At 62.2% G+C, this 26,196-nt stretch carries 28 protein-coding genes and 3 tRNA genes; 17 read left to right on the forward strand and 14 right to left on the reverse strand.

Translation table 11 applies throughout. The annotated features are described in order from the left end of the window. Positions 1-911, reverse strand: a 911-nt coding sequence (gene tuf / locus NKI52_RS23720; RefSeq protein WP_352699883.1) for an elongation factor Tu, incomplete at its 3' end; no start/stop codon positions are given. 271 nt (positions 912-1,182) lie between these two features. On the opposite strand from tuf, the gene NKI52_RS23725 reads away from it, so the two are divergent. The 3 genes from NKI52_RS23725 to NKI52_RS23735 all read left to right on the forward strand — a co-directional run bounded on the left by NKI52_RS23725 (position 1,183) and on the right by NKI52_RS23735 (position 3,319). Then, positions 1,183-2,070, forward strand: a complete 888-nt coding sequence (locus tag NKI52_RS23725; RefSeq protein WP_352699885.1) for a DMT family transporter — start codon at positions 1,183-1,185, stop codon at positions 2,068-2,070. Between the two features lie 33 nt (positions 2,071-2,103). Then, positions 2,104-2,553 carry a GFA family protein gene (locus tag NKI52_RS23730; protein ID WP_352623234.1) on the forward strand — a complete coding sequence of 150 codons (450 nt, stop codon included), beginning with the start codon at positions 2,104-2,106 and terminating at the stop codon, positions 2,551-2,553. 106 nt (positions 2,554-2,659) lie between these two features. After that, positions 2,660-3,319 carry a peptidoglycan recognition protein family protein gene (locus tag NKI52_RS23735; RefSeq protein ID WP_352699887.1) on the forward strand — a complete coding sequence of 220 codons (660 nt, stop codon included), beginning with the start codon at positions 2,660-2,662 and terminating at the stop codon, positions 3,317-3,319. A gap of 45 nt (positions 3,320-3,364) precedes the next feature. On the opposite strand, the gene NKI52_RS23740 is transcribed toward NKI52_RS23735, so the two are convergent. Then, positions 3,365-3,622: a GlsB/YeaQ/YmgE family stress response membrane protein gene (locus NKI52_RS23740; RefSeq protein ID WP_023717513.1), complete on the reverse strand. Its 258-nt coding sequence runs from the start codon at positions 3,620-3,622 to the stop codon at positions 3,365-3,367. Between the two features lie 159 nt (positions 3,623-3,781). On the opposite strand from NKI52_RS23740, the gene NKI52_RS23745 reads away from it, so the two are divergent. Beyond that, complete coding sequence (locus NKI52_RS23745) at positions 3,782-4,249, forward strand: YidB family protein (protein WP_023680430.1); 468 nt, start codon at positions 3,782-3,784, stop codon at positions 4,247-4,249. A 175-nt stretch (positions 4,250-4,424) separates the two neighbouring features. Here NKI52_RS23745 and NKI52_RS23750 read toward each other — a convergent pair. Beyond that, positions 4,425-4,498: transfer RNA gene (locus tag NKI52_RS23750), tRNA-Gly, on the reverse strand. Between the two features lie 67 nt (positions 4,499-4,565). Then, positions 4,566-4,650: transfer RNA gene (locus tag NKI52_RS23755), tRNA-Tyr, on the reverse strand. A 202-nt stretch (positions 4,651-4,852) separates the two neighbouring features. Here NKI52_RS23755 and NKI52_RS23760 point away from each other — a divergent pair. Then, positions 4,853-5,704: a TrmH family RNA methyltransferase gene (locus NKI52_RS23760; protein WP_352699889.1), complete on the forward strand. Its 852-nt coding sequence runs from the start codon at positions 4,853-4,855 to the stop codon at positions 5,702-5,704. A gap of 109 nt (positions 5,705-5,813) precedes the next feature. On the opposite strand, the gene NKI52_RS23765 is transcribed toward NKI52_RS23760, so the two are convergent. The 3 genes from NKI52_RS23765 to gcl form a co-directional block, all read right to left on the reverse strand. Next, a complete protein-coding gene (locus NKI52_RS23765; protein ID WP_352699891.1) occupies positions 5,814-6,701 on the reverse strand; it encodes a 2-hydroxy-3-oxopropionate reductase in 888 nt (295 codons plus the stop codon). A 161-nt stretch (positions 6,702-6,862) separates the two neighbouring features. Beyond that, positions 6,863-7,660, reverse strand: coding sequence for a hydroxypyruvate isomerase (gene hyi / locus NKI52_RS23770; protein WP_023680427.1), 798 nt, complete (start codon positions 7,658-7,660; stop codon positions 6,863-6,865). Positions 7,661-7,829: 169 nt separating this feature from the next. Next, positions 7,830-9,611, reverse strand: a complete 1,782-nt coding sequence (gene gcl, locus NKI52_RS23775) for a glyoxylate carboligase (protein ID WP_352699893.1) — start codon at positions 9,609-9,611, stop codon at positions 7,830-7,832. Between the two features lie 202 nt (positions 9,612-9,813). On the opposite strand from gcl, the gene bhcR reads away from it, so the two are divergent. Then, positions 9,814-10,671: an HTH-type transcriptional regulator BhcR gene (gene bhcR / locus NKI52_RS23780; RefSeq protein ID WP_352699895.1), complete on the forward strand. Its 858-nt coding sequence runs from the start codon at positions 9,814-9,816 to the stop codon at positions 10,669-10,671. 40 nt (positions 10,672-10,711) lie between these two features. Here the strand turns inward: bhcR and NKI52_RS23785 are convergent, their stop codons facing one another. The 3 genes from NKI52_RS23785 to NKI52_RS23795 form a co-directional block, all read right to left on the reverse strand. Continuing rightward, positions 10,712-11,068 (reverse strand): hypothetical protein, encoded by a 357-nt coding sequence (locus NKI52_RS23785; protein WP_352457467.1) that lies wholly within the window; start codon positions 11,066-11,068, stop codon positions 10,712-10,714. A gap of 464 nt (positions 11,069-11,532) precedes the next feature. Beyond that, positions 11,533-11,832, reverse strand: a complete 300-nt coding sequence (locus NKI52_RS23790) for a BA14K family protein (RefSeq protein ID WP_352636975.1) — start codon at positions 11,830-11,832, stop codon at positions 11,533-11,535. 176 nt (positions 11,833-12,008) lie between these two features. Continuing rightward, positions 12,009-12,176, reverse strand: coding sequence for a hypothetical protein (locus NKI52_RS23795; protein ID WP_352492505.1), 168 nt, complete (start codon positions 12,174-12,176; stop codon positions 12,009-12,011). Between the two features lie 156 nt (positions 12,177-12,332). Between NKI52_RS23795 and NKI52_RS23800 the strand changes: the two genes are divergently transcribed. Both NKI52_RS23800 and NKI52_RS23805 read left to right on the forward strand, forming a co-directional pair. Beyond that, positions 12,333-12,408, forward strand: a tRNA-Thr gene (locus NKI52_RS23800). Between the two features lie 153 nt (positions 12,409-12,561). Further along, the gene (locus NKI52_RS23805; protein WP_156937488.1) at positions 12,562-12,801 is read left to right on the forward strand and encodes a hypothetical protein; all 240 of its coding nucleotides are present in this window, start codon (positions 12,562-12,564) and stop codon (positions 12,799-12,801) included. Between the two features lie 218 nt (positions 12,802-13,019). On the opposite strand, the gene NKI52_RS23810 is transcribed toward NKI52_RS23805, so the two are convergent. Then, positions 13,020-13,409, reverse strand: a complete 390-nt coding sequence (locus NKI52_RS23810) for a hypothetical protein (RefSeq protein ID WP_352699898.1) — start codon at positions 13,407-13,409, stop codon at positions 13,020-13,022. 31 nt (positions 13,410-13,440) lie between these two features. Between NKI52_RS23810 and NKI52_RS23815 the strand changes: the two genes are divergently transcribed. Both NKI52_RS23815 and NKI52_RS23820 read left to right on the forward strand, forming a co-directional pair. Then, positions 13,441-14,046 carry a cupin domain-containing protein gene (locus NKI52_RS23815; RefSeq protein WP_352699900.1) on the forward strand — a complete coding sequence of 202 codons (606 nt, stop codon included), beginning with the start codon at positions 13,441-13,443 and terminating at the stop codon, positions 14,044-14,046. A gap of 48 nt (positions 14,047-14,094) precedes the next feature. Further along, a complete protein-coding gene (locus NKI52_RS23820; RefSeq protein WP_023679908.1) occupies positions 14,095-14,295 on the forward strand; it encodes a DUF2905 domain-containing protein in 201 nt (66 codons plus the stop codon). A 55-nt stretch (positions 14,296-14,350) separates the two neighbouring features. Here NKI52_RS23820 and NKI52_RS23825 read toward each other — a convergent pair whose 3' ends face one another. Next, positions 14,351-14,965 (reverse strand): TetR/AcrR family transcriptional regulator, encoded by a 615-nt coding sequence (locus NKI52_RS23825; protein WP_023679909.1) that lies wholly within the window; start codon positions 14,963-14,965, stop codon positions 14,351-14,353. 91 nt (positions 14,966-15,056) lie between these two features. On the opposite strand from NKI52_RS23825, the gene NKI52_RS23830 reads away from it, so the two are divergent. From NKI52_RS23830 to NKI52_RS23860, 7 genes are all read left to right on the forward strand, one after another. Then, complete coding sequence (locus NKI52_RS23830; protein WP_352699902.1) at positions 15,057-16,163, forward strand: polyamine ABC transporter substrate-binding protein; 1,107 nt, start codon at positions 15,057-15,059, stop codon at positions 16,161-16,163. Between the two features lie 13 nt (positions 16,164-16,176). After that, positions 16,177-17,016, forward strand: a complete 840-nt coding sequence (locus NKI52_RS23835) for an ABC transporter permease (protein ID WP_352699904.1) — start codon at positions 16,177-16,179, stop codon at positions 17,014-17,016. A 2-nt stretch (positions 17,017-17,018) separates the two neighbouring features. Beyond that, on the forward strand, positions 17,019-17,801 hold the full coding sequence (locus NKI52_RS23840; protein ID WP_352699906.1) for an ABC transporter permease: 783 nt from the start codon (positions 17,019-17,021) through the stop codon (positions 17,799-17,801). Beyond that, entirely contained in the window at positions 17,798-18,868 is a 1,071-nt protein-coding gene (locus tag NKI52_RS23845) for an ABC transporter ATP-binding protein (protein ID WP_352699908.1), read from the forward strand. Before NKI52_RS23840 ends, NKI52_RS23845 begins: the two co-directional genes overlap by 4 nt. Next, a complete protein-coding gene (locus tag NKI52_RS23850; RefSeq protein ID WP_352578236.1) occupies positions 18,865-19,626 on the forward strand; it encodes an MBL fold metallo-hydrolase in 762 nt (253 codons plus the stop codon). Before NKI52_RS23845 ends, NKI52_RS23850 begins: the two co-directional genes overlap by 4 nt. 460 nt (positions 19,627-20,086) lie before the next feature. After that, the gene (locus tag NKI52_RS23855; RefSeq protein ID WP_352699910.1) at positions 20,087-20,860 is read left to right on the forward strand and encodes an NAD kinase; all 774 of its coding nucleotides are present in this window, start codon (positions 20,087-20,089) and stop codon (positions 20,858-20,860) included. A 190-nt stretch (positions 20,861-21,050) separates the two neighbouring features. Continuing rightward, positions 21,051-22,652 (forward strand): DEAD/DEAH box helicase, encoded by a 1,602-nt coding sequence (locus NKI52_RS23860; protein ID WP_352570918.1) that lies wholly within the window; start codon positions 21,051-21,053, stop codon positions 22,650-22,652. A gap of 81 nt (positions 22,653-22,733) precedes the next feature. Here the strand turns inward: NKI52_RS23860 and NKI52_RS23865 are convergent, their stop codons facing one another. Both NKI52_RS23865 and NKI52_RS23870 read right to left on the reverse strand, forming a co-directional pair. Further along, positions 22,734-24,746, reverse strand: a complete 2,013-nt coding sequence (locus tag NKI52_RS23865) for a BTAD domain-containing putative transcriptional regulator (protein ID WP_352570917.1) — start codon at positions 24,744-24,746, stop codon at positions 22,734-22,736. A gap of 447 nt (positions 24,747-25,193) precedes the next feature. Then, a complete protein-coding gene (locus NKI52_RS23870) occupies positions 25,194-26,087 on the reverse strand; it encodes a LysR family transcriptional regulator (protein WP_352699913.1) in 894 nt (297 codons plus the stop codon). Between the last annotated feature and the right edge of the window lie 109 nt (positions 26,088-26,196).

A 26,196-nucleotide genomic window follows, 5' to 3' on the forward strand; every position in this document is an offset into this window, starting at 1 on the left:
GCAACGAACTTCTTGTGCGGCTTGACGGTGCCGGGCTTGGCCAGGACCTGGCCGCGCTCGACGCCTTCACGGTCGACACCGCGCAACAGCGCGCCGATGTTGTCGCCGGCCTGGCCCTGGTCGAGCAGCTTGCGGAACATCTCGACGCCCGTGCAGGTCGTCTTGGTGGTCGGACGGATGCCGACGATCTCCAGCTCCTCGCCGACCTTGACGACGCCGCGCTCGACGCGGCCGGTCACAACCGTGCCACGGCCCGAGATCGAGAACACGTCCTCGATCGGCATCAGGAACGGCTTGTCGAGCGGACGAACCGGCGTCGGGATGTAGGCATCGACCGCAGCCATCAGTTCGCGGATGGCGTCCTCGCCGATCTTCTTGTCGCTGTCTTCAAGTGCGGCAAGCGCCGAACCCTTGACGATCGGAATGTCGTCGCCGGGGAACTCGTTCTTGGTCAAAAGCTCACGCACCTCGAGCTCGACCAGTTCGAGCAACTCGGCGTCGTCGACCTGGTCGACCTTGTTCAAGAACACCACGATCGAGGGCACGCCGACCTGGCGGGCGAGCAGGATGTGCTCGCGCGTCTGCGGCATCGGGCCGTCGGCGGCCGACACCACCAGGATCGCGCCGTCCATCTGCGCAGCACCGGTGATCATGTTCTTCACGTAGTCGGCGTGGCCGGGGCAGTCGACATGGGCATAGTGGCGGTTGGCGGTCTCGTATTCGACGTGCGCCGTCGAAATGGTGATGCCGCGCGCCTTCTCTTCCGGCGCCGCATCGATCTGGTCGTAGCGCTTGTATTCGCCAAAATACTTGGTGATCGCCGCCGTCAGCGACGTCTTGCCATGGTCGACGTGACCAATCGTGCCAATGTTCACATGAGGCTTAGTGCGCTCGAATTTACCTTTTGCCATAGTCTCTTTCCTTGGACGGCCTGGGGACGGCCTGGACCTTCAGTTCAGTCGAATGCGGGGCGATTAGCGACTAAGGCCGAAAAACACAAGTGCCTTGTCGCCGAGCGCGCTCGCCCGCCCGAACGCGTGATCCGGTTTCGGAGAATGTGGCGCGGATATAGGAACGAACAAGGGCAAATGGAATGGTTACGGCGGCGGCTGACGGCTTTGCCGGATTTACAGCCGGATCTGGCCCATTGCCGCCCTGGCGCCGGTCTGATTTCGTGGGCCGATGCATTTCATCCCGACTGCCATACGAGGCCCGCTGTTCATGGTCGTTTCGACCGGGTCCTACATCGTCAACGACACGATGATGAAACTCGCAACCGCGGGACTGCCGCCCTATGAGGTGCTGTTCCTGCGCGGCGCTGCGGCAACATTGTGGGGCATTCCGCTGCTGTTCATGCTGGGCTACGGCAAGCAGATCCCGCTGATCCTAGACGCCAAGGTTTTGCGCAGGAACCTGCTCGAACTGGGTGCGATCCTTTGCTACGTGGTGGCGCTCGCCAACATGCAGATCGCCGATTCGACCGCGCTCGGACAGATCACGCCCTTGCTGATGCTGGTCGGCTCCTCGATGCTGTTTGGCGAACGGATCGGCGGGGTACGCCTGGCGCTGATCGGGCTCGGCTTTGTCGGCGCGGTGATGGTGGCACAACCGACAATGCAGGGGATTTCGGTCTACGCGCTGCTGGCGCTAGGCAACGCAGCTCTGTCCGCCGCGCGCGATCTGGCGGGACGCAAGGTCGCCGCCGACGTGCCGGGGATGGTCGTCGCCATTTCCGCGGTGATTGTGGTGCTCGCCGGCGCCGGCGTTGCGCATCTGGTTTCCGAGCAGTGGGTGGTGCCTGAAATCCGTCACCTGCTGCTGATGGGCGGCGCCGGACTGTTCCTGATCTTCGGCCACTTCTTTATCTTCATGGCCTATCGCATCGGGCCGACCAGCGTGGTGGCGCCGTTCTACTATTGCTTTACCGTCTGGGCGGTAATTTCAGGCGTGGTGGTATTCCGGCAGCTCCCGAATGCGCTGGCCATCTGCGGCATCCTGCTGGTGGTCGCCAGCGGGTTGACCATCGTCTCGCTCGACGAGCGAAAGCGCCGGTTCACCGTCGTCGCTTGAAACTGAAATCGGCCTGCACAATGGGAGGAGCGCGTGGCAAGCCCGGATGACAACCAGAATTCACGCAGCCGCAGGCTTATCGGAAAGTGCCTGTGCGGCGCCGTTCAGTACGCGGTAGCGGACGCGTTCATCTATGCCGCGAACTGCCACTGCTCGAACTGCCGGCGCACCACCGGCTCGGCGTTCAAGCCATTCGCCGGCATCGAACGCGACAGGCTGAGCCTGACCAGGGGCGAGGACAATCTCATGATCTTCGGCGACGAAACCGGCCATGACGCGCACTGCAAGACCTGCGGCTCGTTGCTCTATTCGGTGGTCCGCGACGGTGCCTTCGTGCATGTCGCCATGGGAAGTCTCGTCGACGAGCCGACCATCCGCCCGACGCAGCACATCTTCGTCGGCTCCAAGGCGAAGTGGTTCACGATCACCGACGATCTGCCGCAATACAGAGAACACGCGGTCGCCGGAGATGCCGGCGAATAGCTGACCGTTAGAAAACGCTCAACCAAATTATCGTTTCGTTTTCGCGTCCGCCGCCAAGGAAACTATACTGTGCTCCGTCACTGAACCTATGTCGCGGGGGATTTCTGTGGCATTGCCGCCCAACTGGTTGCCCAATGTTGCGATGAAGCGCGTCATTTGCCACTGGACGGCCGGCTCGCATTCGGCCGGCGATACCGACAGGGATGCGTATCACATACTGGTCGAGGGGAATGGCCGCCTGGTCAGGGGCCGGCCTTCGATCGCGCTCAATTCAGGCCGGGTAAAACCGGGATATGCCGCGCACACGCTCAACTGCAACGGCGGCTCGATCGGGGTTTCGCTGTGCTGCATGGCCGGGGCGGAGGAAAGGCCGTTCGATGCCGGCCGCTATCCGATGACCGGGGCGCAGTGGGACGCGATGACCGCGGTTGTCGCCGAACTCTGCAAATATTACCGCATCAAGGTCACGCCCAAAACGGTGCTGTCGCATGCCGAAGTCGAGAGCAATCTCGGCATCGAGCAGCGCGGAAAATGGGATTTCACCCGGCTGCCCTTCGATCCGACGATCAGCGGCGCAAGCGCCTGTGGCGAGCGGCTGCGCCGCGACGTGACGGCGGCAATGGGCGCGATGCCAAATCTGCCGGTGAGGATTGGGCGCGATGCGGTATGGCAGCGATTGCTGGAGGAACTATGGCCGATCATGGTGAGAGGGCTGGAAGCCGGCCTCAACACGCTGATCAGCGAAATCCTCAAAAGGATCAGATAGGCGGTCGGCATTCGGGTGAATGCCGACGCAATTGCCGAGCGGCTTCTACAGAGCCCTCTTGCCGCTGAACTGGTGATAGGCCCACAGGACCACCACGGCACCGACCACGGCGACGATCAGGCTATAGATGTTGAGCCCGGTAACGCCCGACGCTCCAAAGGCGCTGAAGATGAGCCCGCCGACGATGGCACCGACAATCCCGAGCACGATGTCGAGCACAAGGCCTTGCCCGCTTTTATTGACGATCTTACTGCCTATGAAGCCGGCGATGACGCCGAGAATAATCCAGCTTAATATTGACATTTTTCCTCTCCGTTCCCCGCACCCGATTACTTCCACATTATTAAGCAAAGCTCAAGCCAACTTGAAAATCATGATTACGGAAAGCTCAAACCGGCTTGAAATTCGCCATGGATGCGTCATTGTTGGAGACGGACGGGCAATTTGACATGGAGATCCACAATGGGACTGTTTGACAATGCCGTTCCCGGCGGCAACGTCGCCAAGCCGCTGATGATCGCGCTCGGCGCACTTTTGGTGGGAAAAATGCTGAGCGGTGGAAGTTCCGCCCAGCCGGAGGCGGCGCAGAGCCCTGCCCCCGTCCCGCCTGATACAACCGCATCCGCCGACGGCGGACTGCTCGGCGGTCTGGGCGGACTGCTCGACAAACTGAAGGACGCCGGCCACGGCAACGTTGCCAATTCGTGGGTCGGCACCGGTCAGAACCAGCCGATCAACCCCAGCGATCTGGGCAGTGCTCTCGGGCCACAAATCATCCAGGAGATCGCGCAAAGGACGGGCCTGAACCAGCAGGATCTGCTCAAGCAATTGTCCGCGGCCTTGCCAGGGCTTGTCGACCAGTTGACGCCGAACGGGCAGGTGCCGCAGCAGAACCAGCTCGCGTCCATATTCAGCAAATTCGCGAGCTGACGCCTGTCGCCCAACGCCGCCTGCGGTTCGGGACAACGATAACAACGATAACACAGATTAAGATGCGCGTCCGTCTGGACGCGCAACGAATACTTTGAACTATCGGCAAAGCGCTTCGCTTGGGGCTGCCTACTTCGGCATCGTGCGCGAGGTGCGCCGCGGCTTGGGGGAAATCTGGAGCGGGTAGCGGGAATCGAACCCGCATATTCAGCTTGGAAGGCTGCTGCTCTACCACTGAGCTATACCCGCGCCTTTCAGTCAAGCATCGGATCCGCTCCGACGCTCGCTCTGCGTTTCAGGGCTTCCGGGCCGGCAGTGGTGGAGAGGGTTGGATTTGAACCAACGTAGGCATAGCCAACGGATTTACAGTCCGTCCCCTTTAACCACTCGGGCACCTCTCCAGTCTGCCGCCGGAGCCATGCAACGAGGCATCGACGCGTCGCGGCTGCCTGAGCAGCCCTTCCGCGAAGCGCCTTATGGCGGCAGCGCCCAAAACTGTCAACCGCAACAGTCCGGCAAAAAGCGCTGAATCTCACGCCTCGCCCGACAAGCAGCTTATGCAGCTGTATCCATGGCCGGACGACACGGCTATAGAAGCCGGCCATGAGCAACGACAACAAATCGAAGACCCCTAAAGACACCCACTACGCCAAGCTGCGCCGCGCGCATCGCGACGAGAAGAGCGGTGGCGCGCCTGCATTCAGGCCACGCCAGCCGGTGCCGCCCGGCGAGAACCCGGCGGATGGGCTGGTGCGGCTCTACGGGCTGCACACGGTGCGGGCCGCACTCGACAATCCGCGCCGCAAAATCAAGAAGATGCTGGTGACGCGCAACGCTGCCGAGCGACTGGCAATCGCCGACCTTGGCGCTTTGCCCTTCAAGGCGGAGTTGGTCGAACCCAGGGACATCGACAAGGTCACCGGCTCGGATGCCGTGCATCAGGGCGTGCTGATCGAGGCCGAGCCGCTGAAACCGAAACGCCTCGATGCGCTCGGCGACACCAGGCTGGTGCTGGTGCTCGACCAGATCACCGACCCGCACAATGTCGGCGCGATCCTGCGCTCGGCCGTCGCCTTCGGCGCCGGTGCGCTGATCACCACGTCGCGCCATAGCCCGCAGGAATCCGGCGTGCTAGCGAAGTCGGCCTCCGGCGCGCTCGAACACATCGATCAGATCGAGGTGAAGAACCTCGCCGATGCGCTGGAGCAGTTGCACGAGGCCGGTTTCCAGACGATCGGCCTGGATTCGGACGGGCCGGCGGAACTTGAAACCAGCTTTGCCGGCGACAAGATCGCTCTGGTGCTCGGCGCCGAGGGAAAAGGCCTGCGCCAGAAGACACGCGAGACGGTGACGACACTCGCCCGGCTCGACATGCCGGGCGCCATCCGTTCGCTCAACGTGTCGAATGCGGCGGCGGTGGCGCTTTATGCGGCGAGGAAGTTTTTGAGAGAGTGAATGGTGAATGGTGAATGGTGAGAGTGTACGTAAGTCGTGACCAATTCACTACCAACGACTCACCCATCTGCTACTGATTACCGACCCACTATTCACTATTCACTATTCACTATTCACCCACTTCACATCCCGCCATTCGCTCCAGCGCCTTGACCAGCGCCGAATGATCCTCCTTTGACCCGCCATTCGCCGCGCACGAGTTGAACAATTGCTGCGTCGTTGAAGTGTTGGGCAGGGCGACGCCGAGCGCTTTCGCGCCTTCAAGGGCGAGATTCAGGTCCTTCTGGTGGAGTTCGATGCGGAAGCCGGGCGCGAAGCTGCGCTTGATCATGCGCTCGCCATGCACTTCCAGGATGCGCGAGTTTGCGAGCCCGCCCATCAGCGCCTGCCTGACCTTGGCCGGGTCGGCGCCGGCTTTCGATGCAAAAACAAGCGCTTCGGCGACGGCCTCAATGGTCAGCGCGACGACGATCTGGTTGGCGACCTTGGTGGTCTGGCCGACGCCGTTCGGTCCGACCAGAGTGATGTTCTTGCCAAGCTTCTCGAAGATGGGCCTAGCGCGTTCGAAGGCTTTTTCCTCACCGCCGACCATGATGGTCAGCGAAGCCGCCTTGGCGCCGACCTCGCCGCCCGACACCGGCGCGTCGAGATAGTCGCAGCCGACATCGTTGATCTTTTTTACGAATTCCTTGGTCTCGATCGGCGAGATCGAGCTCATGTCGATGACCAGCTTGCCTCTTGTCAGCCCGGACGCGACGCCGTTCTCAGCGAACAGCACGTCGGCGACCTGCGGCGTATCCGGAACCATGGTGATGACGATGTCGGCGGCACGCGCGACGGCATCATGGCCGGTGACTGTCTTCAGGCCCTTGGCGACGAGATCGGCCGGCGGCTTCGAGCGGTGGTCGCTGGCGACGACCTGATAACCGGCGTCTAGCAGATGCCCCGCCATCGGCGCGCCCATGATGCCGAGGCCGATGAAGCCGATGGTTTCCATGTTTTTCTCCAAGTGACTATGTGAAACGCCCCCTCATCCGGCCCTTCGGGCCACCTTCTCCCCGAGGGGAGAAGAGATCGCGAACGCCGGTGCCAGCCTCTTCTCCCCAGCGGGCAGAAGGTGGCCGCGCAGCGGCCGGATGAGGGGGCCTCTCTTGCCCGCTACGCCGCCGCGCTGCCCTGCCCGGCCAGGTCCCGGAACCACCCCAGTCCGGCATCCGTCCCCGCCTTCGGCTTATACTCCGCCCCGATCCAGCCGGCATAGCCGATGCGGTCGATGTGGTTGTACAGAAAAGGAAAATTGATCTCGCCCGTCCCCGGCTCATGACGGCCGGGATTGTCCGCAAGCTGGATATGCGCGATGCGGTTGAGGTTTGCCTCTATGGTACGGGCGAGATCCCCCTCCATGATCTGCATGTGATAGATGTCGTATTGCAGGAACAGGTTCTTCGATCCGACGCGGTCGATCAGCGCCAGAGCCTGGTCCGAGTAATTCAGGAAGAAGCCCGGAATGTCGCGGGTGTTGATCGGCTCGATCAGCAGCCTGATGCCGGCCTGCTCCAGCTTTTCGGCCGCGAAAGCCAGATTTTCGGCGAAGACGTCTTCCAGCACGGAGCGATCGACGCCTTGCGGCGCGATGCCGGCGAGGCAGTTGACCTGCTCGCAGCCGAGCGCATGGGCATAGGTGACGACCTTGGCAATGCCCTGCCGGAACTCCGGGATGCGGTCGGGCAGGATCGCGATGCCGCGCTCGCCCTTGGCCCAGTCGCCGGCAGGCAGGTTGAACAGGACCTGCGTCAGCCCGTTCTTCTTCAACCTGGCCGCGACGACATCCGGCGCATGGTCATAGGGGCCGATATACTCGACGCCCTTGAAGCCGGCGCGGGCGGCGGCATCGAAGCGGTCGAGGAAGTCATGCTCGCCAAAGAGCATCGAAAGATTGGCTGAAAACCGTGGCATTCTTTTCTCCTTCTTCCTCGCCGTCCTAAGTGTGTTGCGATTCAGGTCAGGCCGAGCCGAAAATGGTGGGTTCCGAGAACCGGAGCTGAGCGTACTTTTGGGTACGTGAGCACCGGAAGCGCAGGAAACCGCCGTTTGCAGGCCGGCATCACCTGAATATCGACACAGCTTAGTCGAGCATTACGATCGCCGTGGGGGCATCTTCGTGATGTTCGGCTAGCTCCTCGAATTCGGTGATCTTGTCGATTTCGGTACCCATCGAAACGTTGGTGACGCGCTCGAGGATGAATTCGAGCACCACCGGAACCTGGTGCTCGTTCATCAGGCGCTTTGCCTCTTCGAAGGCACCGGCGAATTCCCCCGGCCGGCGCACCCGGACCGCCTTGCAGCCCATCGCCTCGGCAACGGCGACGTGGTCGACGCCGTAGCCCGCCTCAGGCTCGTCTTTCCGGTTGACGTTCTCGAAGGCCAGGCTGACTTCGAAGTCCATCGAAAAGCCGCGCTGCGCCTGGCGGATCAGCCCGAGATAGGCATTGTTCACGACGACATGGATGTAGGGCAATCTGTGCTGTGCGCCGGCCGCCAGTTCCTCGATCATGAACTGGAAATCATAGTCGCCGGACAGCGCCACGATGGTGCGGTCCGGATCGGCGGCGCGAACACCGAGCGCTGCCGGCAGCGTCCAGCCGAGCGGGCCGGCCTGGCCGCAATTGATCCAGTTGCGTGGCTTGTAGACGTGCAGGAACTGCGCCCCGGCGATCTGCGACAGGCCGATCGTGGTGACATAGGTGATGTCGCGGCCGAACGCCTTGTTCATCTCCTCGTAGACGCGCTGCGGCTTCAGCGGGACCTGGTCGAAATGGGTCTTGCGCTTCATTGTCTTCTTGCGCTGCCGGCATTCGCCGGCCCAGCCCGACCAGTCGCGCAATTTTCCGGCCGTCCTCCACTCGGTGGCGACGTCGAGCAGCATTTTCAGCGCCGCACCGGCGTCCGAGACGACGCCGAGGTCCGGCGCGAAGACGCGGCCGATCTGCGTCGGCTCGATATCGACGTGGATGAATTTCTTACCCTTGGTGTAGACGTCGATCGAACCGGTGTGGCGGTTGGCCCAGCGGTTGCCGATGCCGAAAACGAAATCGGCTTCGAGCATCGTGGCATTGCCATAGCGGTGCGAGGTCTGCAGCCCGCACATGCCGGCCATCAGGCGGTGGTCGTCGGGGATCGCACCCCAGCCCATCAGCGTCGGAATGACAGGCACGCCGGTGACCTCGGCGAACTCGATCAGCAGATCGGACGCATCGGCGTTGATGATGCCGCCGCCGGCGACGATGACAGGCTTTTCCACCGCGTTCAGCATCGTCAACGCCTTCTCGGCCTGAGCGCGCGACATTGCCGGCTTGAACGGCACCAGCGGCTCATAGGCATCTATATCGAACTCGATCTCGGCCAGTTGCACATCGACAGGCAAATCGATCAGCACCGGCCCCGGCCGCGACGAGCGCATCAGATGGAACGCTTTCTGCAGCGCCATCGGCACCAGATAGGGTTCCATGACGGTAACAGCCCATTTGGCGACGGGTGCGGCGATCGCCGCAATGTCGACGGCCTGAAAATCCTCCTTGTTGAGACGCGCGCGCGGCGCCTGCCCGGTGATGCAGAGGATGGGAATTGAATCGGCAGCGGCCGAATAGAGGCCGGTGATCATGTCGGTGCCGGCGGGACCCGAAGTGCCGATGCACAGACCGATATTGCCCGATCTGGCGCGGGTAAACCCTTCGGCCATATGCGAGGCCGCCTCGACGTGACGCGCAAGGATGTGGCGGATACTGCCCCTCGCCTTCAGTGCCGAATAGAGCGGGTTGATCGCAGCACCCGGCACGCCGAAGGCACAGGAGATGCCTTCCTTTTCGAGAACGAGAACCGCTGCGTCGACTGCGCGCATCCTGGCCATGTCAGCCTCCACGGAATTGTTGATAGCCTATGATGCCAGCGCACCAATGATTTTTCAATTTTTTCAGAATATTTTTTCATTTCTAGAACACGGCTCTTGTGAATTGAATTGATTTGACTTTCTGTTTTCCACGAATTCGCTTGGCAAATCGGTGAAAAACTTTTTCATTGCTTGTTGGGCGAACAGAGCGAAGAATGGCCCGATGGAGACCACCGAAAAACGCCAGCGCGGCCGGCCGCGCGCCTTCAACGGGCCGGCCGAGGCCGCCTCGGTGCAGTCGCTGGACCGGGCGCTGCGCATCCTGGCAATCGTCGCCGATGGCAGTGGCCTGTCGCTGAGCGAGATCGCCGCCAGTTCCGGTCTGCCGGCATCCACCGCCTACCGCATGCTGACGACGCTGGAAAACCACGGCATGGTCGAGTTCGACGGCCCTGACCAGCTGTGGTCGATCGGCGTCGAGACCTATCGCATGGGCGCGGCGTTCCTGCGCCGCCGCAAGCTGGTCGACCGCGCCCGTATCGTCATGCAGGAACTGATGGAGAAGACCGGCGAGACCGCCAATCTCGGCGTCGCCGAGGACGATTGCGTCGTCTTCGTCAGCCAGGTCGAGACGCACCAGGCGATCCGCGCCTTTTTCCGGCCGGGCACGCGCAGCTCCTTCCATGCCTCGGGCATCGGCAAGGCGGTGCTGGCGCATCTCGAGCCGGAGCGCGTCGCCACCATCCTGCGCCGCGCCGGGCTGGAGCGCTTCACCGAAAACACGCTGTCCGATATCTCGGCGCTCGCCCGCGACCTGGTGACGATCAAGCTGCGCGGCTGGTCGGTTGACGACGAGGAGCGGCATCCGGGCATGCGCTGCGTTGCCGCCGCCATCTTCAATGAATTCGGCGAGCCGATCGGCGGCGTTTCGGTCTCCGGGCCGACGGTGCGGGTGACGCCGGAACGGCTGGCCGAGATCGGCCCGCTGGTGCGCGACGCGGCGGCGGAGGTGACGAGGATGATCGGCGGGCTGCCGACCCCTCCCGGCCTTGGCAGCGAACCGAGCGCATGGCAGCGCTGACCAGCGTCGAATGGTGCGACACCTGCCAGGATGGCCAAAGCTAGGCCCCGGGCACCGCGCTCTTGGTCGATAGGTCGTAGAAATCAAGCAGCATCGCCAGCCCAACTCCGCAGGCGGTGAAGATGAGGCCGGCAATGAAGATACGATTGGCGCGTTCATAAACGCGCCGTTGTAGAGACGTTATGTCGAGCAGCAACCGCAGCGCTCGTATCTGCAGGGCAATGCCGATCAAAATCGGCGCGACGGCGGCCAGGTGATAGATTTCCCATGGTATCGGGTTGGCGGCCCAATGCGTGATGAAGCCCAGCGAGAACGCCAGCAGGATGCCGACGGTGGTGATTGTGCCGTTGCGGAAAACCGTCTCGATCGGCTCTTCGTTCGGATCGTGCTCGCCCAAGTGCCCTCTCCCTGTTTCAATATCGGTGCAGATTAGGCTGTTGGGAAATCGCTGTACATCGGCAAGAGTGTTGGCGAATGCTGAAGCGGCATCCGATCTCGTCTTAAGTGGGCGATGTTCGACAGGACAGAGAGGCTGACGGAGCGCGGCTTTATTCCAGCTTGGGTTCCTCGCCCCACGGAAGTGGGGAGAGGTGGCGCGGCGAAGCCGCGACGGAGAGGGGACCGCGCCCTACGAAGGCCCCCTCTCCGGCCGCGGAGCCTGTCCTCGGGCTTGCCGAAGGCAAGACCCGTGGGCGGCCACCTCTCCCCCGCTTCGCGGCGGGCGAGGAACCCAGGTCCTAAGAGGTCGGAGGAACAACCCCTCTGCCCTGCCACTCAGACGCGCAGAAAAAGGGGCAGTGGGGTGCCCCTTCTTCCGGTTGCCTGAAACGGTCACCTCCTCCCAAGCTGGCATAGTGGCCCTCAAAGCCAGCAGCGATGGCGATAGCCGTCGTAGCCGACATAGGTGTCCGAGTACGGGTCGTAGCTCTGGTAGCGATTGAGGCAGCGCCGGACGTGCCAGGAGCCGCCGTCTTCCTCGATATAGACGGTGCGCGGCTGGGCCAGCGCGCTGCCGAGCAGGAAGCCGCCGACACCTGCAGCAATGCCGATGCCGAGGTGCTTGTGCTTGTGATGGGCGGCCGAAGGCTGAACCGTACCAACCAGCATGGCGGCGGCGACGGTGGTGGCGACGAGGCCGGAAACGATGGTGCGCTTGAACATGACGATCTCCTTGTTGTGGGAGGCGATCCAACCGCCTCTTGACCATCAGTCGTCGCAACAAGGAAAAAGGTTCGAAGGTCTTTTTGGATTTTTTCTCGGCGGGAGAAATCGCGGGGTCTGATGCGCGACCACGAACGGTCGCGCCGTCGACAGTTCACCGAAACAACCGGCAGGCCTCATCCCATGCCGGTGATATGCCGCAGCCAGAAGGCGAGCGCGATGAAACCGATGATGGTGGTGACGCCGGTCCAGTCGATATTGGCGCGCTTCAGGTCCTTGATGAGCTTCACCAGGAGAACCCAGGCCACGACGACGAGCGGGAGAATGATGACAAACCTGATCATGCGACTGCCTCGCTGATGCGATTGCACCTTCGATCAATATAGGAAGCGAATTGGCCGTTTTCAGGACGCCCTGGCGGCAGAACCGGCGCGTTCGCGGCAGCCGAAAACGGAGTTTTGTCTTTACTGGCGCAGCAGATATGGTAACCGGAGCGCCGTGCCCTTGTAGCTCAGCTGGTAGAGCAGCGGTTTTGTAAACCGAAGGTCGGCGGTTCGATTCCGTCCGGGGGCACCAGTACGGGCTTCTTGAGACCTCCGGGGCGCTTGATATCTGCTCATCCCCGATATCCACAGGCCGGGGCCGTCAGGATCGGTAGCACATCAGCTTCAACGCATATATTCCCTAGCGGAAACCATAGTTCCCTAGCGGAAAACCTAGGAGTCTTCGTTGGAGCAGAAACGCACGACCGCCCCCTTCATCAACGGCATATTTGGCGGATTTATCGTCTTCGCCTTCGCGTTCGGTTTCCGTTTCCTGCTAAGTCCCGATCCCGATCCAACATCAAGAGCAACGACAAGCCTTTCAGTACTGGCCTTTGCCATTTGTTTCGGCGCAGCCTTCCTCCGCGAGCACCGGCGCCAGATTGCCGCCGCCAGAGAATATATAAGCCGCCCAAGATCGTATTAGGGGCGTACGTGTCGGGACCGTCCTCGTCGGGTCACCAGAAACTTCCGTGAAATTGCTGGCAAAATCTGTCGCCAGACAACGAGTTAGCATCTCATATCTAGAGACGCTGAGCCCGGGCGTGACTTCGCCGTTGCAGAGCTGTCATTTCGGCCCTCTCTCCCGGCCTCGGCCATCTCGTACCATTCGATTAAATTGCTCCTGTGTATATTAGCACTCGCTCAATTAAGCGCGCCGACAATGTCGGTGCGGCGGGCCAAAAACCAAAGGGTGTTGTCATGCGAAGTGATTTCGCCGCGGCGCGCGAGCTTTTGGAGTGCGCACAAAACCGCCTCTGCGGCGCGGATGAAACGAGCCGACGCGTCAACGAGGCCCTCGACGCGCTGATTGAAGAAATAGCCATCGCGGAATTCCGCAAGGCGCCACTGACGGTCGTGCCGTTTCCGAGAGCGCGGCCGCCTAAGCATGTTCGGTAGAGCGCTGATCGCCCGCGTTGAAGAAGAGCCGGCAACTGGTGTTTCCGCAATCGCCTGTTCGAGCGTCGTTGAACGATCAATCCGTTGACGATAAAGTTGCCGGACACCGGTGCTCTGAACCCGGAGCTGATCCATGTCACGCTGTGGAGATGTCTACGAGAACAAGGTGACCGGCGAATATGCGGTCATCCTGCGTGGCACCGAAGACCGCGGCCAGGGACCTGGCATCGCTCATCTGACCGCCCGGCCGGGAGCCGCAGTGGTGGGCGAGCACTTCCACCCGAATCTGACGGAACGGTTTACCGTCCTCCGTGGCCGTCTCGACGCTTGCATCGCCCGGAAGACTTTGTCCCTGGAGCCTGGCCAATCCGCCACGGTCGAAGCAGGCGTCGCACATGATTGGTGGAACAGCAGCAAAACGGAAGAAGCGCATGTCCTGGTCGAAATCGACCGGGCGCCAGGTGCGGACAATGTCGACCCGAACCGTTTCGAGCTGCTGATCGGCATGCTCTTCGGCCTGGCCAATGCCGGCCAGGTGGACAGAAAAGGTAGACCTTCGCCGCTTCAGGCAGCAGTCATCGCCAGAGAATTTGCCGACGTGATCGTCTTCACGCACCCGCCACCTGCGATTCAGCGAGTGGCGCTGGGGATCCTGGCGCCACTCGGCCATCTGCTCGGCTATCACGCGATCGACCCCGTCTACTGCAAGCCGCACGGGCATGTCACGCCGGCTCCTGAAATCCTCGCTCGAGCAGGCCTAACGGCTGGGTGATCCGGGTCCATACTAGGCGCCCGGCATTTTTATCGGCAGGATGCTGCCATGTCGCGAACTCTGATCGTGGTTGGTCTCAGCATAGTTGCCATAGGCCTGCTGTGGCCTTGGTTGGCTCGGACCGGCCTTGGCAGGCTGCCCGGCGATATCGTGATCGAGCGTGAGAACTTCAGGCTTTATGTCCCTATCACCACGGGGATACTGGTCAGCATCGTGCTCTCGGCCATTCTATGGCTGATCAACCGTTAGGCGATGCTCCGGCTGCGGCGATTTGTGTTGCAGGCCCTATTCGCCCTTGATCTTCTTACACTCCGATCGCCGCCACCAATATCCTGTTCTGCCTGCGTATCGCCGTGCGCAGTTCGGCAATCCTCGCCTCCTCGCGCTTCACGAATTCGATGAACATCATGTTCATGTTGTTGAAGATGAGTTCGCCGAGCGCCGGCCCGTCGATGTCGCGGCGCACCAGGCCGAGCGCCTGCAGGCGGACGATCAGCGCGCGGATCTGCTCGGTCAATGCCCGGTCGAGCGCGGTATAGGCCTGGCCGAACGGGCTGTCGGGCAGTTGCGTCGAGATCGCCATCGCCTGCCGCCACATCTCCTTGCTGAGGTAATGCAGCGAGTGCTCGATATAGATGCCGAGCAGCGTATCCAGCGCGTCGCCGACATTGGCCGGCGGGTTGGCGACGACGCCGCGCCCGGCATTCAGCACCTCGTTGACCTCCATCGAGACGATGGCGCCGAGGATGTCGCCCTTGTTCTGGTAGTAATTGTAGATGGTGCCGACCGAGACTTCGGCCTGCGCCGCGATGGTCTCGATCTTGGCGCCTTCATAACCGGCATCGCGGAAAAGCGCCGCCGCTGCCTCGATGATGCGGCGGTGCCGATCCGCCTTCTGCCTTGCCCGCAATCCGCTCATAGCGGCTGTTTGCCACAAAAACAGAATTGACTCAATTTTAGAATTGGTTCAATTTTTTCCTACAAGCCAAAAAGGCAAGGGAGAACACTCGATGTCCGTCAATCCAAAGACCACCAATCCAACCGTCAGGAATCCGCTTTCCGTTCTGAAGAGCCATCTCCAAGGCGCCTGTGCCGCGGCAGCACTGCTGCTGGCGGCGGGCAGCCTCGCTCAGGCGCAGGATCTCAACGCACTGATCTGGTGCGATCACGCCGATCCGGCGCTGCTGCAGCCGTTCGAGGAGGCGAACGGCGTCAAGGTCAATGTCAAGGAGTTCGAAGGCACCGGCGCCGGCCTGGCCATCATCGATCAATCACAGCCCGGCGATTGGGACGTGATGGTGATCGACAGCATCGACGTACCGCGCGGTGTCGAAAAAGGCCTGTTCGAGCCGCTACCGGAAGACAAGCTGCCGCTGGCCGACCTGTTTCCGCAGGTGAAGATGGATAGCTCCACCGTCGTCGACGGCAAGCGTTACGGCATCACCGAAAAGTTCGGCTACAACACGATCGGCTACAACAAGACCAAGGTCGACCCGGCCGACATGCAGTCGATGGCGGCGCTGACCGGCGACAAATACAAGGGCAAGATCGCCATCTACGATTATTACCTGCCGGTCATCGGCATGGCCGCACTGGCGATCGGCAAAAAGACCGCCGACCTGACCGAAGCCGACCTTCCCGCCATCAAGGAAGAGCTGCTCAAAATGAAGGCCAACGCCAAGCTGGTCGGCGAAGTGACCGCCAGCCAGACGGCGCTGGCGACCGGCGAGGTCGACATTCTGGTCGGCGGCGGCGAATGGGTGACGGCGGGGCTGGCCAAGGAAAACCCTGCCCTCGACTTCTCGATACCGAAAGAAGGCGCTGTGCTGTGGTCGCAGTCGCTGGCAATGTTCAAGGATTCCAAGAACAAGGAGCTGGCGCTTAAATTCATCCAGTACATTATGAGCCCCGAAGGCCAGGCGCGGCTCGCCACCTCGTCCTGCTATTGGGGCATGCCGGCCAACAGCAAGGCGGCGCTGAGCGACGAGCAGAAGAAGATCCTGCGTTTCGACGAGCAGCCGGAATTCCTCGCCCGCGCCCAGTCCTATCCGGCGCCGAATGCCGATCTCGACAAGAAGATGCAGGACGTCTGGACCGAAATGCTGCAGGCGCAATGACCGGCTGCCGGTCGTGAGCGTTGCGGCAAAGAGTCCCCTGCCCTGGGCGTTGGTCACGCCGGCGCTCGGCTGGACGCTGCTGTTCTTCGTGCTGCCCTTCGTCGCCATGGCGGTATCCAGCCTGACGGCGCATGAAGGCGGCGGCTTCACGCTGTCCAACTACAGCCAGTTCTTTGCCAATCCGTCCTACTGGCAGGCGATGGTGAACTCGCTGCAGGTCACCGCCATCGTCACCGTGATCTCGGTGCTGCTCGCCTATCCCTTTGCCTGGATTCTGGCCGAACAGGTGCCGGAGCGCTGGCAGCGGCTGGCGCTGATGCTGGCCGTGCTGCCCTTCTGGACCTCCTATGTCGTGCGCTCCTATTCGTGGCTGCTGGTGCTGGCACAGAACGGCGTCGTCAACCGCGCGTTGACCGGCTCCGGCCTGTTCGGCGAACCACTGCAGCTCGCCAATACGCGGCTAGCGACGGTCACCGGCTTCGTGCATTTCTTCGTCATGCTGTTGACGCTGACGATCTTCGCCAATCTGAAGCAGCTCAGCCCCAGCTACCGCAAGGCCGCCGCCGATCTCGGCGCCGGGCCGATGCGCACATTCCTGCATGTCGTTCTGCCGCTGACGCTGCCTGGCATCATGGTCGGCGCCTTCCTCACCTTCGTGCTATGCATCGGCGACTACATCACGCCGCAGATCCTCGGCGGCAACAACGAGCTGTTGATGCCGCAACTCGTCATGATGCAGATCGGCCGGCGCGGCGACTTTCCGCTCGCCTCGGCGCTGTCGATCATCCTGATGGCGGTGGTCACTATCGCCTACCTCGCCTGCTCCCGCTGGCTGAAGATCGAGCGGGCCTGACCATGCGCGCGCTCATCCGCCTCGTCTCCGGCCTTTATGCCATCGCCATCTATGGCTTCATCTTCCTGCCGGTGGTGGTGCTGGTGCTGTTTTCGCTGCAGGCGACGTCGTTTCCGATCCCGCCCTTCACCGGGCCGTCGCTGCGCTGGTACGAGGCCGTGCTCGCCGACACGCGGCTGACTTCGGCTCTGGTCAATTCGCTGCTGGTGGCGGTCGTCTCCTCGGCTGTCGCCGTCACGTTGGGCTTTCTCTCCGCCTGGGGTTTTGCGCGCTTCGCCTTGCCGGGCTCGGGCCTGATGCGCGGGGTGATCACCTTGCCCTTGACCGTCAGCTATCTCATCATCGGCATGGGGCTGCTGGTGCTGTTCAACTGGGCCGGCGTGCCGAAGTCGCTCACTGCCGCCGGCATCGGCCATGTGGTGATCAACCTGCCGCTCTGCTTTGCCATCGTCTACAGCCAGATGGGCGACCACCAGATCAATATCGAGCGCGCCGCGCGCGACCTCGGCGCGCCCGAATGGAAGGTGCTGCTGCTGATCACCGTGCCCGTCATGGCGCCGGCCATCTTCGCCGGCTTCTTCCTGTCGATGACCTTCTCCTGGGACGAATTCGTCATCTCGTTCCTGTTGACGCGCTTCGACACGACGCTGCCGGTCGAGATCTGGAACCTGCTGCGCTCCGGCCTCAATCCCAAGACCAACGCCGTCGGCTCGCTGGTCTTCGCCGTCTCCATCGTACTGGTGGTATTGTTCGAGCTGATGCTGTTGCGGAGGAAGCCGGCATGACCGCGCCACTGGTCGATATAAGCTCTGTCTCGCATCGCTTCGGTCAGCACACCGTGCTGAAGAACGTCTCGCTGACGATCGAGCCGGGCAGCTACACGATCCTGCTCGGGCCGTCCGGCTCCGGCAAGACGACGCTTTTGTCCATCCTCGGCGGCTTCGTCACGCCGAGCGAAGGCAAGGTGCTGATCCGCGGCGAGGACTGCACCGCCGTGCCACCGGCGAAGCGGCCGACGACCACCGTGTTCCAGGACTACGCGCTGTTTCCGCATATGAGCGTCGGCAGCAATGTCGGCTTCGGCCTGCGCATGCGGGGTGTCGATGCCGCAACCCGGGCAGCAAGGGCGCGCGAGGCGCTGGCGCTGGTCGGGCTCGCCACCGCCTTCGACAAGAAGCCGCACCAACTTTCCGGCGGTCAGCGGCAGCGCGTGGCACTGGCGCGCGCCCTGGTGGTCGAGCCGGCGGTGCTGTTGCTCGACGAGCCGCTCGGCGCGCTCGACCTGAAATTGCGCCGGCAGATGCAGGACGAGTTGAAGGCGATCCAGAAACGCGTCGGCACCGCCTTCATCCACGTCACTCACGACCAGGAAGAGGCGATGGCGCTGGCCGATCATTGCGTGGTGATGAATGACGGGCGCATCGAGGACGAAGGACCGCCCGAGCGCGTCTATGCACGGCCAGCGACGCGCTTTTCCGCGACTTTCATGGGCGAAAGCACGCTGATATCGGGAACGGTGACGGAGGCGAAGAGCGGCAAAATCACCGTCACCACGAAACTTGGGTCGCTCTCGCTGCCCGGCACATTGCCAGCCGGCTCGACCGTTGCGCTGGCCATCCGCCCGGAGCATCTTGTTCTCGGCGGTGCCGGCGGTGCTGTGGCGCTCGGTACGGCCAAGGTCAGCGACGTCGTCTTCCAGGGCAGCTTCAAGCGTGTGCTGGGGACCTCCACGACCGACCCGGCGCTGCACTTCATCGCCAAGGTCGCGGCAGCATCGGCCGTCCAGCCGGGCGACGTTGTCGCGGTATCGTGCGATGCTGGCGACATCATCCTGCTTGCGGACCAAACATGAGCACGCTTCCAATCATCGACGCTCCTGACTGGTACGAAACTATCCGCATGGGCGATGGCGTGACGCTGATCCACGAGCCGTGGATCAAGCCGTTCTTCCGCTGCAACATCTGGCATGTGCGCGGCCGCGACCGCGATCTTCTGTTCGACACCGGCCTCGGCCATTTCAGCCTGCGCCGCCACGTGCCGCTGGTCACGGAGCGCAAGCTCACCTGCGTGGCCAGCCACACGCATTTCGATCATATCGGCTGCCATCACGAATTTCCCGACCGCTGCGTGCACCCGGCCGAGGCCGAAATCCTCGCCGATCCACGCAACGAATGGACGGTTGCCGACCGCTATGCCACTGACGAGATGTTCGACGGCATGCCGCAAGGTTGGGACACGAAGCGCTACCAGATCCTGCCCGCACCAGCCGGCCGGTTGCTCGAGCAAGGCGACATCGTCGATCTCGGCGACCGTGCCTTCGAGGTCATCCACACGCCCGGCCATTCACCCGGCGGCATTGCGCTCTACGAAAACAGGACGGGCATCCTGTTTTCCGGCGACATCATCTATGACGGCCCGCTGATCGACGACGTCTATCACTCCGATATCGACGATTATGTCGAAACGCTGCTGCGCATGCGCGATCTCGATGTCTCGGTCGTGCACGGCGGCCATTTCCCGAGCTTCGGCAAAGTCCGCTATCGCCAGCTTGTCGACGAGTATCTCGCGCAAAAGCGCCAGGCCGGCTGCCATCTGTTGCAAGCCCGATAAGCACTGGCGCTATGGCGTCAAAGCGCCCTTTGCGGACAGGGTGTCCCCGCCGCGTCGCCGCAGCGTGAGGCCGTGGGCTCGGGTCTAAAGCTCTTTTCCTCCGACTGGCGCACCAGTTCCGCGAAAGCCAGGGCAAAACTTGCCAGCATCAGGAAGACAATAATCAAGCGTGCCAGCGGCAATAGATCGGCCTCGACTGGTTAGCCCCCACGCCGCCCGTCCGCTGCCGGCTAACATGATCGATATGGCTTTACGAGAGTTTAAGGCGAGTCTTAACCATCACATCATTTTGTCCTCCGACATGATGCGCGAGTGCGGCTTGTTTGGTCGCCATCTGCAGGCACCTCCCTCCCTTTGCAGAAATGCCCACCCATGCTAACCCGGCGCTGGCGCGGCCCAGCAACCGGTCGCCGCCAATCGGTCGCCAGGCGGTCGTCCCAATCGGTTGTCGTTGAGAGCCATGAGCAAAACCGCCAGCCGTTTCGCCTTCGTCTCATCCGGTACCGCCGACGCCAATGCGGCGTTGGAAAGCCTTTCGGCACGCTACGGCCAGGCATCCGTCGAAGAAGCCAGGATCGTCGTGGCGCTCGGCGGCGACGGCTTTCTGCTGCAGACCCTGCGTGAGACGATGAGCACGGGAAAGAAGGTCTACGGCATGAACCGTGGCACCATCGGTTTCCTGATGAACGAATACCGCGCCAGCGGCTTGACCGGGCGCATCGCGGCGGCCGTTGCCGAAACGATCCGTCCGCTGGAGATGCAGGCGGTGACGGCCGAAGGCGAGACGATTTCGGCGCTCGCGATCAACGAGGTCGCGCTTTGGCGCCAGTCGTACCAGACGGCCAAGATCCGCATCACCGTGGATGGGCAGGAGCGGCTGGAGGAATTGCACTGCGACGGCGTGATGATTGCGACGCCGGCCGGCTCGACCGCATATAATCTGTCGGCGCACGGGCCGATCCTGCCGCTCGACGCTCCGCTGCTGGCGCTGACCCCGGTCAGCCCGTTTCGTCCGCGCCGCTGGCGCGGCGCGCTGCTCTCCAACAAGGCGATCGTGCGTTTCGACATTCTGGAGCCGGAAAAGCGGCCGGTGAATGCCGCCGCCGACCACACCGAGGTCAAGGCGGTGACGACGGTCACGGTGAGGGAATCGCCGACGGCAACGGCGACGCTGCTGTTCGATCCCAACCATTCGTGGAACGAGCGCATTCTCGCCGAACAGTTCAGGTATTGAGCCGGCGCAGCGGCCACTGCGCAAATTAAGCATCGCGATTAAGGTTACGACTTCACAATCGCGCCAATGCCGCCCGTTTGTGTTGACAAATCGTGGGCTTGCGCCTACCTGCAATACCAATCTTGCAGGCGCGCGGCGCTTGCCGCGACTGCATATGTTGCGCCCCCGAACCAGCCAAAGACAGCCAAACTTGTCCTCAGACACCCAGATCGCTCAAGAAGCGTTGACCTTTGCAGACCTTGGCCTGTCGCCGAAGGTCCTTTCCGCAGTTACCGATGCCGGCTACACCGAGCCGACGCCGATCCAGGCTGGCGCCATCCCTCACGCCTTGCTCGGCAAGGACGTGCTGGGGATAGCCCAGACCGGCACCGGCAAGACGGCGTCCTTCGTCCTGCCGATGCTCACCCGGCTGGAAAAGGGCCGCGCCCGCGCCCGCATGCCGCGCACGCTGATCCTCGAGCCGACGCGCGAGCTCGCCGCGCAGGTCGAGGAAAACTTCGTCAAATACGGCAAGAACCACAAGCTCAACATCGCACTGCTGATCGGCGGCGTGTCCTTCGACGAGCAGGACAAGAAGCTCGAGCGCGGCGCCGATGTGCTGATCGCGACTCCCGGCCGCCTGCTCGACCATCGCGAGCGCGGCAAGCTCCTGCTCAATGGTGTCGAGATCCTCGTCATCGACGAGGCCGACCGCATGCTCGACATGGGCTTCATCCCCGACATCGAGCGTATCTGCGAGATGATCCCGTTCACCAGGCAGACGCTGTTCTTCTCGGCGACGATGCCGCCGGAAATCACCAAGCTCACCGAGAAATTCCTGCACGCGCCGGTGCGCGTCGAAGTGTCGAAGGCAGCATCGGCCGCCACCAACATTATCCAGCGGCTGGTGAAATCCGGGCCAAAGCCGTGGGACAAGCGCGAGACGCTGCGCAATTTGATGAAAGCCGAGGATGCCGAGCTGAAGAACGCCATCATCTTCTGCAACCGCAAGATCGAGGTATCGGAGCTGTTCCGCTCGCTGCTGAAATATGATTTCGACGCCGGCGCCCTGCATGGCGACATGGACCAGCGCGCGCGCATGCAGATGCTTGCCAATTTCCGTGACGGCAAGCTGCGCTACCTCGTTGCTTCGGATGTCGCGGCGCGCGGCCTCGACATTCCCGATGTCAGCCATGTCTTCAATTACGACGTGCCGATCCACGCGGAGGATTACGTCCACCGCATCGGCCGTACCGGCCGCGCCGGGCGCTCGGGCAAATCCTTCACCATCGCGACCAAGTCGGACACCAAATACATCGACGCCATCGAGCGGCTGATCGGCACGAAGATCGAGTGGCATGACGGCGATTTGTCGACGGTCGTTGCCAGCGAAGGCGGCGAGGATGAGGCCCCGCGCCGTGGCCGCGGTGCGCCACGCCGTGCCGGCCGCAAGGACGACGCCGACGCCAAGGACAGGGGCGAGCGCAAACCGCGTGAACGCCACGTCAAGCGCAGCGAGGAAGCGGCGCCGGAAGCGGTTAGCGAGGAACAGCCAGTCGTGGCCGAAGCCACCGTCGCCGACATCGACGAGCGGCGTACCCGCAAAGAGGCGATCCGGTCGGAAAACAGCGAACGCCAGGCTTCACCTGAACGGAAGGCTTCGCCGGATCGCAACGAAAGGCGCGCGCCCGAACGCGGCGACACCAGGCCGCAGCGCGAGCGCCCTGCCCGCCAGCGACAGGAAGACAATGACGCGACCGTCGGCTTCGGCGACGACATGCCGGCCTTCATGCGGATCGTCGCCAAGGTCTGATGCTGCAGCGCTTGTGCGTCCTGCGGACGCGCGAAGCACCGAAACCTGCATAAGACAGCCTCGCTTCGCGCTGAGATGGGGTTAGTCCGGCAGGCCCGCCTTGCGAAGGCCTTCGATATATCTGCTGCGATCGTCCGGTCGATAAAACGGCGGCAGCACCTCGGCGAGATTCGAAAGCCGCAGCGAGGGATCGAACTCGCAAAGCCGGGCCATCATTTGCTGCGCTTCCGTTAGGCGCCCCGCAAGGGCATGACCCGCCGCCACTACACGCATCGCGCTCACGTAGTTCGGCTGGTGCCGCAGCGACTTTCCCGCCCAAGCGACGGCGTCATCGTAGTGGCCTGCACAAAAATGAGCGAGCCCGGTGTTGAACTGCCAAGCGAACAGGCGTGGATCCAATGGGCTTAGGCGCATGGCAAGCGCGGCGTGCTCGATGGCCTTGCCTGGCTCGCCCAAGCAAGCCCTCACCCAGCTGCTGACGCCCAAAGCAGCGGCCAAGTTCGGGTTGAGAGCGAGCGCGCGATCGATGCAAGCCGCACTATCATCAAGGTCGCCGCCTACGTAGCCGAGGACGTATCCACCGTAGGAAAGCGCAATTGCATCGTCCCTTCCGAGTTCGACCGCTCTCCTGGCCAGTCGAGTAGCTTCGGCAATCTCTTCTGCACGGTCGACCATCCAGCCGTTGCTTTTTCGGGTAGCGTAGCACCGCGCCGCCCGCGCATGGGCTATCGCGAACTCCGGGTCACGGTCGATCGCCTTCATGAAGAGGCGCAAGGCGTCGTCAATCGCCGATCTACTAGTGATCGTTCGGTCAAAGGCCGCCAGCCCGCGGAGATAGTAGTCATAAGCATCGAGGCTTTCTGTCGGTTTGCGTTTGGCACGCTCGATCTCAGCCTCCTCCATTTTCGGTGTGATTGCGCCGACGATGCTCGAGGCGACCTGGTCCTGCAGACTGAAAACTTCGGCGAGCGTTCCATCAAAACGGTCGGCCCAGAGATAGGCCCCCGTCGAGGTGTCGATGAGCTGCCCGGCGATGCGCAGGCGGTCGCCCGCCCGGCGAACACTTCCCTCGACCACATAGCGCACGCCCAGCTCACGCCCGACCTGCTTTATGTCTATGGACCGTCCCCTGTAGGTGAAGCTCGAATTCCGTGCGACCACGAACAGGTGACGAAAGTGAGCCAAGGCGGTGACAATGTCTTCCACCATGCCGTCGGCGAAATATTCCTGCTCCACATCACCGCTTAGATTCTGAAACGGCAGCACCGCAATCGACGGCTGGTCGTCGCGCCTCGTCGGGGCCGCCAGAACCTGCGCCAGTGATGCGGCGGCAGAGCTTGGCTCAGGCCGCTGACGTTCAGTTCTTTCACGGGACTGCAGGGAAGCCGCAAGTGAGCTTGTCTGCTCCTCTGGGTCCGCATTCAGATGTTTTTTTAAAGCTGCCCGACACAGCTCGACCTGGCGCAAGGCCGCGTTTTCGTGACCTCGATGAGCGTGGATGCGGATAAGCGCCCGATGGGCTGCCTCCGCCGTCGGATCCGAGGCGAGCAATCTCTCCGCGAGCCCTTCGCAGGCCGTCTCTTCCGCTGAGCCGGGTGCGGGCAGCGCCAGGCTCAGCCGATCGACCAACTGCAGCGCCTTGCGCTGATACTTGCTCAGATACGGTCCAAACCACTCGTCCAGTTCGTCAGGAATCGTTTGCCCGGCAAGCAGCTCACCGCGATAGAGATCGGCTGCGAAGGCGAGATCGGTGGTCCGGCCCTCCTCTAATTTCCGGTCGAACACCGAGATGTCCGCCTCATCCGGACCGGCAATCAGCACGACGGTCTCCTGATCCCCATCGATGTAGACGGTGGCATCCAAGCTGGCCGGGAACGAGCGCCTGATGTCGACAAGCGCTTGCCGCAGACTATTGCGGGCTTGCCCATTGCTTCGCCCCGGCCAAAAGGCTTCGGAAAGCTGCTCGCGACGATGGCCGCGGCGGCCTGCGAGAACCAGAGCAGCAAAAAGAAGCGAAGTCTTGCGTGTGGCGAACCGGACGGGCCGGTGCTCCGGGGAAGTAACCTCCAGGCCACCAAGCAACCGGATGCGCACAAATCGTCTCCAGACTTTGACCGCAGCGACAGAATAGCATCTCGGTAGATTGATTTAACACCGATTTAACGGCGGATCGTCGGACTCCTCCCAATTGTTCACGCACAGCCGAACAGCCCGAAAACACCTGCGTGGCACGCTCCCACCCGCAAACTCGAAACGGGAGACTAAGAAATGGCTCACACGGGAACTCGCGCCGGCAGCAGCGCGTCCAAACGCCGCTGGCTTGGGTCTGGCCTGAAAAGCGCAGCAATGATGATCACTGCCTTCACGGGGTGGCGGCGGACCGTCGCAAGACGCAGGGCATTGGCAAATTTGACGACCGATCAGCTGAATGACATCGGTCATTCGGAGGTCCATCAACCCGTGGTCAACGCCGCCAAGGCAGTTCTGATCACGAACTTGATGTCGATGAGGTAAGATCGGCGCTCAGATTAGTTTTGCGCCCTAAAGGTTCTTGAGCTCCAGGCGGGATGCCAGCAGGTCCAGAAAAGCGCGAACTTTGGCGGAGGATGATCTGCCTTCCGGCCACACGGCGTGTATCGGCACCGGCACAGGCTCGAATTCGGTCAGAACCAGTTCCAGGCGGCCGTCGTCCACCAGGTGTTTTATCTGCCAAAGCGGCGAGTAGCCCAGACCCAATCCGTGAACCGCGGCTGCATAGATGGATATCATCAAATTCGACCGGAAAGTGCCCGCGACCTTCACCGACCGGGGCTTGCCTTCAATCTGAAACATCCATTCGCCCGGGCGGCCGTCGACAGTTCGTACGATGCAATCGTGCTCACGCAATTCAAGCGGATGGGCCGGTCGGCCGCGTTGCTGGAAGTAGGCAGGTGCGCCGAACACGACGCGCCGCAACGCCCCCAGCCGCTTCGCACGTAAATTGGAATCCGGCAAATTGCCGATCCGGACCGCCAAATCGAGACCCTCGGCATCAAGATCGACAAATTCATCGGAAAGCTGGAGGTCAACCTCGACGCGGGGATATGTCCGCATACAGTCGGCGATGACCGGCATCAGGAAATCCGGGCCGAACAGAACCGGGGCACTCACACGCAGGATGCCCGACGGCTCCGACCGTCGGTTGGCCGCCTGAAGCCTGGCTTCGTTAATTTCCTCGACGGCGGGTTTGATGCGCTGGAAAAAAGCCGCTCCGGCTTCGCTCGGCGTCGAGCGGCGTGTCGTCCTGTGCAGAAGCTCGACCCCGATGGATTCCTCCAATGTCGCCAAGGACCGACTGACCGACTGCAGTGAGCGGTTCAGCCGGCGTGCGGCAGCCGTCAGGCTGCCGTGCTCGACAATGGCAATGAAGGCTTCGAAATCATCTATCCGGCTCATCGCTCCTTTCTCCCGAAAATCGGGAGAAACTATCGCAAAATCGATCAATTGTAACGCAGTTCGCTAGATTTTATCTTCCCTGCATAGGCCGAAAGGCAGACTTGAGGGA

This window comes from Mesorhizobium sp. M0590 (assembly GCF_040320905.1).
In the GTDB taxonomy this organism is placed as follows: Bacteria; Pseudomonadota; Alphaproteobacteria; order Rhizobiales; family Rhizobiaceae; genus Mesorhizobium.